Below are 6,888 nucleotides of genomic sequence, written 5' to 3'. Positions count from 1 at the left end.
AGCCCGGCCAGCGCACCGCAGCAAACCGGCCAGGGAGCTGCTGGCGGGGCGGGCATGATCCAGCCGGGCCAGCCGTTGCTTGATGCCAACGGCCAGCAAATCATGGATCCGGGCACCGGCCAGCCAATGCTGGCGCCGTACCCGGCCGACAAACGTTCGCAGTCGACCCGCAACTTCGAGCTTGACCGCTCCATCAGCCACACCAAACAGCAGCAGGGCAGGGTCAATCGCCTGTCGGTGGCGGTGGTGATCGACGACAAGATCAGCGTCAACCCGGCCAACGGTGAAATCACCCAGGTGCCATGGACCACCGATCAGCTGGCGCGCTTTACCCGTCTGGTGCAGGACGCCGTGGGCTTCGATGCCAGCCGTGGCGACAGCGTCAGCGTGATCAATGTGCCGTTCTCCACCGAGCGGGGTGAAGTGATTGCCGATATCCCGTTCTATTCCCAGCCCTGGTTCTGGGATGTGGTCAAGCAAGTGCTCGGCGTGCTGTTCATTCTGGTGCTGGTGTTCGGTGTGTTGCGCCCGGTGCTCAACAACATCACCGGTCACGGCCGCAACAAGCAGGTGGCCGGTATTGGCAGTGATGCCGAGATGGGCGGCCTGGGCGGTCTGGATGGCGAGCTGGCCAACGACCGTGTCAGCCTTGGCGGCCCGCAAAGCATCATGTTGCCAAGCCCCAGCGAAGGCTATGACGCGCAGTTGAATGCAATCAAGAGTCTGGTCGCAGAAGATCCGGGCCGTGTGGCCCAGGTAGTAAAAGAGTGGATCAATGCCGATGAGTGATAACCGCGCCGCCGCCAACGCCAAGTTGACCCGGGTCGACAAGGCCGCCATTTTGCTCCTGTCGCTGGGCGAATCCGATGCCGCCCAGGTGCTGCGCCATATGGGCCCCAAGGAGGTCCAGCGGGTGGGTGTGGCGATGGCGCAAATGCGCAACGTGCACCGCGAGCAGGTCGAGCAGGTGATGAGCGAATTCGTCGAGATCGTCGGCGACCAGACCAGCCTCGGCGTGGGCTCGGACAGCTACATCCGCAAAATGCTCACCTCGGCCCTGGGCGAAGACAAGGCCAACGGCCTGATCGACCGCATCCTGCTGGGTGGCAATACCAGCGGCCTGGATAGCCTCAAGTGGATGGAACCGCGTGCCGTTGCCGATGTGATCCGCTTTGAGCACCCGCAAATCCAGGCCATTGTGGTGGCTTACCTCGACCCTGACCAGGCGGGAGAAGTGCTCGGCCACTTTGACCAGAAGGCGCGCCTCGACATCATCCTGCGGGTCTCGTCGCTCAACACCGTGCAACCGGCGGCGCTCAAGGAGCTTAACCAGATCCTCGAGAAGCAGTTCTCCGGCAACTCCAACGCGGCGCGTACCTCCCTGGGTGGGGTCAAGCGCGCGGCCGATATCATGAACTTCCTCGACAGCTCGATGGAAGCGCAGTTGATGGACTCGATCCGGGATATCGACGAAGACCTTTCGGGTCAGATCGAAGACCTCATGTTCGTGTTCAACAACCTGGCCGATGTCGACGACCGCGGTATCCAGGCGTTGCTCCGGGAAGTGTCCTCTGACGTACTGGTACTGGCGCTCAAGGGCTCCGACGAGAACGTGCAGGAAAAGATCTTCAAGAACATGTCCAAGCGTGCCGCCGAATTGCTGCGCGACGATCTGGAAGCCAAAGGCCCGGTGCGCGTCAGCGATGTCGAGACTGCGCAGAAGGAAATCCTCACCATCGCCCGCCGTATGGCCGAAGCCGGAGAAATTGCTCTCGGCGGGAAGGGCGGCGAAGAGATGATCTAAGTGAGCAGCGGCGAAACCCCCGGTGATGTAATCCGTGCCAAGGATGTCGGTGCTTTTGATGTCTGGGGCCTGCCCAGCTTCGATCCGTGGCGCGAGCCCGAAGCAGAGCCCGAACCCGAGCCGGTTGAAGAACTGCCTGAGATGGAAGAGGTGCCGCTGGAAGAAGTCCAGCCGTTGACCCTTGAAGAGCTCGAAAGCATTCGCCAGGAGGCCTACAACGAAGGCTTCGCCACGGGTGAGAAAGAAGGTTTTCATAGCACCCAGCTCAAGGTTCGCCAGGAAGCCGAAGTGGCCCTGACGGCCAAGGTTGCCAGCCTCGAGCGCCTGATGGGCAGCCTGCTGGCACCGCTTGCCGAGCAGGATCAGCAGCTTGAAAAAGCCATGATCGGGCTGGTCGAGCACATGACCCGGCAAGTGATCCAGCGCGAGCTGAAAACCGATTCGAGCCAGATCGGGCAAGTGCTGCGCGAGGGTTTGAAGCTCTTGCCGATGGGCGCCGAGAATATTCGCCTGTTTATCAATCCGCAGGACTTTGACCAGATCAAGGCCCTGCGTGAGCGTCATGACGAGCAATGGCGGATTGTCGAAGACGACAGCCTGCAACCGGGAGGCTGTCGCATTGAAACCGAGCACAGCCGCATCGATGCCAGTATCGAAACACGGATCAAGCAGGCCATGAGCCAGTTGCTTGACCAGCTCCACGAACAGGTACTGCACCCGGCGGCGCCTGATATCGACATCGATCTTGATGCACCTTAAGCGCACCAGTTTTGCCAAGCGCCTGGGCAGCTACGCTCCGGCGGTGTCCTTGCCGGTGCAGCCGGTGGTTGAAGGGCGCCTGCTGCGCATGGTCGGTCTGACCCTGGAGGCCGAAGGCCTGCGCGCGGCCATGGGCAGCCGTTGCCTGGTGATCAACGACGACAGCTTTCACCCGGTAGAAGTCGAAGCTGAGGTGATGGGCTTTAGTGGCAGTAAAATTTTTCTGATGCCCGTAGGCAGTGTCGCCGGCATTGCGCCGGGCGCCCGAGTGGTGCCGCTGGCCGATAATGGTCGCCTGCCGATGGGCATGAGCATGCTCGGCCGGGTGCTCGATGGCGCCGGCCGTGCGCTGGATGGCAAGGGGCCGATGAAGGCCGAAGACTGGGTGCCGCTGGACGGCCCCACCATCAACCCGCTCAAGCGCGACCCCATCAGCGTGCCGCTGGACGTGGGCATTCGCAGCATCAACGGTTTATTGACGGTGGGTCGCGGTCAGCGTCTGGGCCTGTTTGCCGGCACGGGCGTGGGCAAGAGTGTGCTGCTGGGCATGATGACCCGCTTTACCGAGGCCGACATTATCGTGGTGGGCCTTATCGGCGAGCGGGGCCGTGAGGTAAAGGAATTTATCGAACATATCCTGGGTGCCGAAGGCATCAAGCGTTCGGTGGTGGTGGCATCGCCTGCCGATGATGCGCCCTTGATGCGTTTGCGCGCGGCGATGTATTGCACGCGGATTGCCGAATACTTTCGCGACAAGGGCAAGAACGTCCTGTTGCTGATGGACTCCCTGACCCGATTCGCCCAGGCCCAGCGGGAAATCGCCCTGGCCATTGGCGAGCCGCCCGCGACCAAGGGCTATCCGCCGTCGGTGTTTGCCAAGCTGCCCAAGCTGGTGGAGCGCGCCGGCAACGCCGAGGCCGGGGGTGGTTCGATCACCGCGTTTTACACCGTGCTGTCTGAAGGGGATGACCAGCAGGACCCGATTGCCGATTCGGCGCGGGGCGTGCTCGACGGTCATATTGTGTTATCCCGTCGATTGGCCGAAGAGGGCCATTACCCGGCCATCGATATTGAAGCATCCATCAGCCGGGTCATGCCCTCGGTGGTCAGTGAAGAGCATATGCGCCGCGCCCAGCAGTTCAAGCAGCTGTGGTCGCGCTTCCAGCAGGCGCGGGACTTGATCAGCGTGGGCGCCTATGTGCCGGGCGGCGATCGCGAGACCGATACCGCCATTGCCCTGCAACCGGCGATGGTGGGGTATCTGCGCCAGGGGTTGAACGACAATATCAGCCTGGCCGAAAGCGGCGGTCATCTGGGCAGTATCTTCGCCCCGGCAGCCGGAGGTTAATCGACCATGGCCAGTGACAACAGGGCTTCGCGTCTGGCGCCGGTGGTGGACATGGCGGAAAAGACCGAGAAGGCTGCGGCCCAGCGTCTGGGTCACTTCCAGGGGCAGGTCAACCTGGCCAACAGCAAACTGGGTGATCTGGAAAACTTCCGCGGGGAATACCAGGCGCAATGGGTAGACCGCGGCAGCCAGGGAGTCACGGGCCAATGGCTGCGTAACTATCAGTACTTCCTCGGCCAGTTGGAAACCGCCGTTGGCCAGCAGCGTCAAAGCCTGGTGTGGCATCAGAACAATCTCGACAAGGCCCGCGAGACCTGGCAACAGGCCTATGCCCGGGTTGAGGGGCTGCGCAAACTGGTACAGCGCTACGCCGACGAAGCGCGCCAGCTGGAAGACAAGCGCGAGCAAAAGCTGATGGACGAACTGTCCCAGCGCTTGCCGCGCAAAGACGTGTACTGATCGCGTACGTCCTCTGCATCCCGTAGCAGCTGCTACGGGTATTGGCCTGCGGCGGTGCTCACAGAAGCGTCTATAGTTGCACTGACTATCTCGGGAGCAATTCACATGGCAGTGACATCTGAAGTCTCGGCAGATGGCAGTAAGCTGACGATCGCCATCAAGGGCCGGTTCGACTTTGCCAAGCACCAGGAATTTCGTGACGCTTACGAAGAACTCAGCCCCGCGCCCGCCTGCGTAGTGGTGGATTTGAAGGATGCCACCTATCTCGACAGCTCGGCCCTGGGCATGCTGCTGCTGTTGCGTGAGCATGTCGGCGGTGATGATTCTGATATTCGCGTGGTCAACAGCAGCCCGGATGTGCGCAAGATTCTGGGCGTTTCCAATTTCGACAAGTTGTTCGATATCAATTGAGCGGCTCGATGCAGCGCCTGCGCAGGCTGCAGCAAACGATAGTGCAGCAGCGCGACCAGATCGCCCGGCACAACGACTACTTGCTCAACGAACAGCGGGTGGCCAAAGCCGTATTTGACCGGGTGGCACACTCGGGCTGCCTCGATGCCCCCAATATCCGTTATCTGCAATCGCCCTATGCCTTGTTCAATGGCGATTTGCTGTTGGCCGCCTATACGCCCTCAGGCGATACCCATCTGCTGCTCGCCGACTTTACCGGCCACGGTTTGCCTGCGGCGATTGGTGCAATGCCTCTGGCCGAGGTGTTCTACAGCATGACGGCCAAGGGCTACGGGTTGGCGGAAATACTCAGGGAAATGAACGCCAAGCTTAAGCGTATCCTTCCCGTGGACATGTTCTGTTGCGCCGCGTTGCTGTGTGTGAGCGCCCAGCGGCGCTGCGTCGAAGTCTGGAATGGCGGTATGCCCGATGGCTATTTGCAAGCCGCACTCAGCGGTCAGCGCACGGCACTGACCTCGCAGCACTTGCCGTTGGGTGTCTTGCGCGCCGAAGTGTTTGACCATGCCACCCAGGTGTTGCCGATGCTGCCCGGTGATCAGGTGTTTTTATTGACCGACGGTGTGATCGATACCTGTGGCCCCAATCAGCAATTGTTCGGGGTTGAGCGCCTGGAGCGGGTGCTGGATGCCAATCGGCATCCGTTGCAACTGATTGCCGAGGTCGAACAGGCTTTGCGGGATTTTCAGGGGCAGGCCCGGGATGATGTGAGCATGGTGCAGATCACTTCACAGCTGCCGGCTTTTTTGGGGGTGCCGGCGATTGTCTATTCCGACAGTGGCCAATGCAGCCCGCGGGACTGGTCGGCCAGCTTCGAGTTTCGGGCGCCCAGCCTGCAGCAGTTCAATCCACTGCCTTACGTGTTGCAGTTGCTGATGGAAGTCCACGGGCTGCGCGCTCAGGGGCCGGTGATTCATGCGGTGCTTGCCGAGCTTTACAGTAATGCCCTGGAGCACGGGGTGTTGGGCCTCGATTCACGGCTCAAGCGCGATACAGGGGGCTTTGCCCATTACTATCAGCAGCGCAAGGAGCGTCTGGCAACGCTCAAGTACGGGTTTGTGCGGTTCTCGTTGCAAGTCGAGCCGATCGGCGAAAGCGGTCGCCTGCTGATCCAGGTAGAAGACAGTGGTGCGGGTTTTGATGTTGCCAGGGTGATGGCCAGGCCACTGGATTTAGACCGTCTGTCGGGACGCGGGGTGAGCCTGGTGCGTCAACTCTGCCCTGCAGCACGTTGGGCACCTGATGGTCGTAGCGCGACCGTGGAGTTTTCGTGGGGGGGTCTGGCATAATCCGCTCATTCTTGATCAAGGAGTGAGCAAGTGTCTGACATTCATATGGACCCGAAAGTGGTCAATGCGTTGCGAGACGTGATGGAGGGAGGGTTTGCCGACCTGCTGGACACCTTCCTCTCCGACTCCGAAGAGCGTCTTGGCCAACTGCACAACGCCCGCGAGGCTTGCGACCTGACGCTGGTTGCCCATAGTTTCAAAGGCAGCAGCAGCAATATGGGTGCCATTCGCCTGGCACATTTGTGCGGCCTGCTTGAAGAGCGTGCGCAAAAGAAGCAACTGGCCGAGATCCAGGAGCTGGTGATCAAAATCGACGATGAATATCAGATGGTCCGGCGCCTGTATCGCGCCGAGCGCCAGCGTTCGGTGTCGCCGCATTTTGTATCCCGCTGACTGTGCACTAAAGCTGGCCCGAACCTTGCTGTGACTCTCTGACCTGTACCCATGCCAGCCGTACAGTGGAGAGCCGTTAATGCCCGTTGCTGCCCCAACCCTGCTTCTGACACCTGCCGCCGCAGCCCCTAAAGCCTCGGCGAGCAGTCCTGTGCAGCCTGCCAAGGCTGATGCGCAGCCTTTTGCAAAGGTCTATGCCCAGGCAGCCGACCCGGCGCCAGCCGTTGCCGGTAGCGGCAACCCCTTGCCTGCCGGCAAGACGGAAGACGCAGTCAGCACTGATCAGGATGACAGTACTGACAAGCCGGGCGATGACGTGGCAACGGCCGATCCGCTAGCCACGCAGCCGGTGGTGCCAGTGCCGGTGC

The 6,888-nt window shown here is 61.1% G+C and carries 8 protein-coding genes and 1 pseudogene; all 9 read left to right on the top strand.

All coding sequences use genetic code 11. The features are described 5' to 3' along the window. On the top strand, positions 1–789 hold a 789-nt coding region (locus GHO03_RS23085; RefSeq protein WP_296302326.1), incomplete at its 5' end, for a flagellar M-ring protein FliF C-terminal domain-containing protein. Then, positions 782–1,804, top strand: a complete 1,023-nt coding sequence (fliG, locus tag GHO03_RS23080; RefSeq protein WP_083369860.1) for a flagellar motor switch protein FliG — start codon at positions 782–784, stop codon at positions 1,802–1,804. The genes GHO03_RS23085 and fliG, both read left to right, overlap by 8 nt. Then, complete coding sequence (fliH, locus tag GHO03_RS23075) at positions 1,805–2,563, top strand: flagellar assembly protein FliH (RefSeq protein WP_095024151.1); 759 nt, start codon at positions 1,805–1,807, stop codon at positions 2,561–2,563. Continuing rightward, positions 2,553–3,911, top strand: coding sequence for a flagellar protein export ATPase FliI (fliI, locus tag GHO03_RS23070; protein ID WP_095024152.1), 1,359 nt, complete (start codon positions 2,553–2,555; stop codon positions 3,909–3,911). The genes fliH and fliI overlap by 11 nt, the downstream gene beginning before the upstream one ends. A gap of 6 nt (positions 3,912–3,917) precedes the next feature. Then, entirely contained in the window at positions 3,918–4,370 is a 453-nt protein-coding gene (fliJ, locus tag GHO03_RS23065) for a flagellar export protein FliJ (RefSeq protein ID WP_095002612.1), read from the top strand. A 105-nt stretch (positions 4,371–4,475) separates the two neighbouring features. Then, on the top strand, positions 4,476–4,781 hold the full coding sequence (locus GHO03_RS23060; RefSeq protein ID WP_095002611.1) for an STAS domain-containing protein: 306 nt from the start codon (positions 4,476–4,478) through the stop codon (positions 4,779–4,781). An 8-nt stretch (positions 4,782–4,789) separates the two neighbouring features. Next, the gene (locus tag GHO03_RS23055; protein WP_095018908.1) at positions 4,790–6,127 is read left to right on the top strand and encodes an ATP-binding SpoIIE family protein phosphatase; all 1,338 of its coding nucleotides are present in this window, start codon (positions 4,790–4,792) and stop codon (positions 6,125–6,127) included. Between the two features lie 30 nt (positions 6,128–6,157). Then, positions 6,158–6,520, top strand: a complete 363-nt coding sequence (locus GHO03_RS23050) for an Hpt domain-containing protein (protein WP_095002609.1) — start codon at positions 6,158–6,160, stop codon at positions 6,518–6,520. A 79-nt stretch (positions 6,521–6,599) separates the two neighbouring features. Next, positions 6,600–6,888: pseudogene (locus GHO03_RS23045) on the top strand (flagellar hook-length control protein FliK); the annotation flags it as partial.

Origin of the sequence: Pseudomonas sp. FSL R10-1339 (assembly GCF_009600545.1) — a bacterium.
GTDB classification, from domain to species: Bacteria; Pseudomonadota; Gammaproteobacteria; order Pseudomonadales; family Pseudomonadaceae; genus Aquipseudomonas; species Aquipseudomonas bubulae.
The sequence above is the reverse complement of the archived record's forward strand: the minus strand, read 5'-3'. Positions and strand labels throughout refer to the sequence as shown.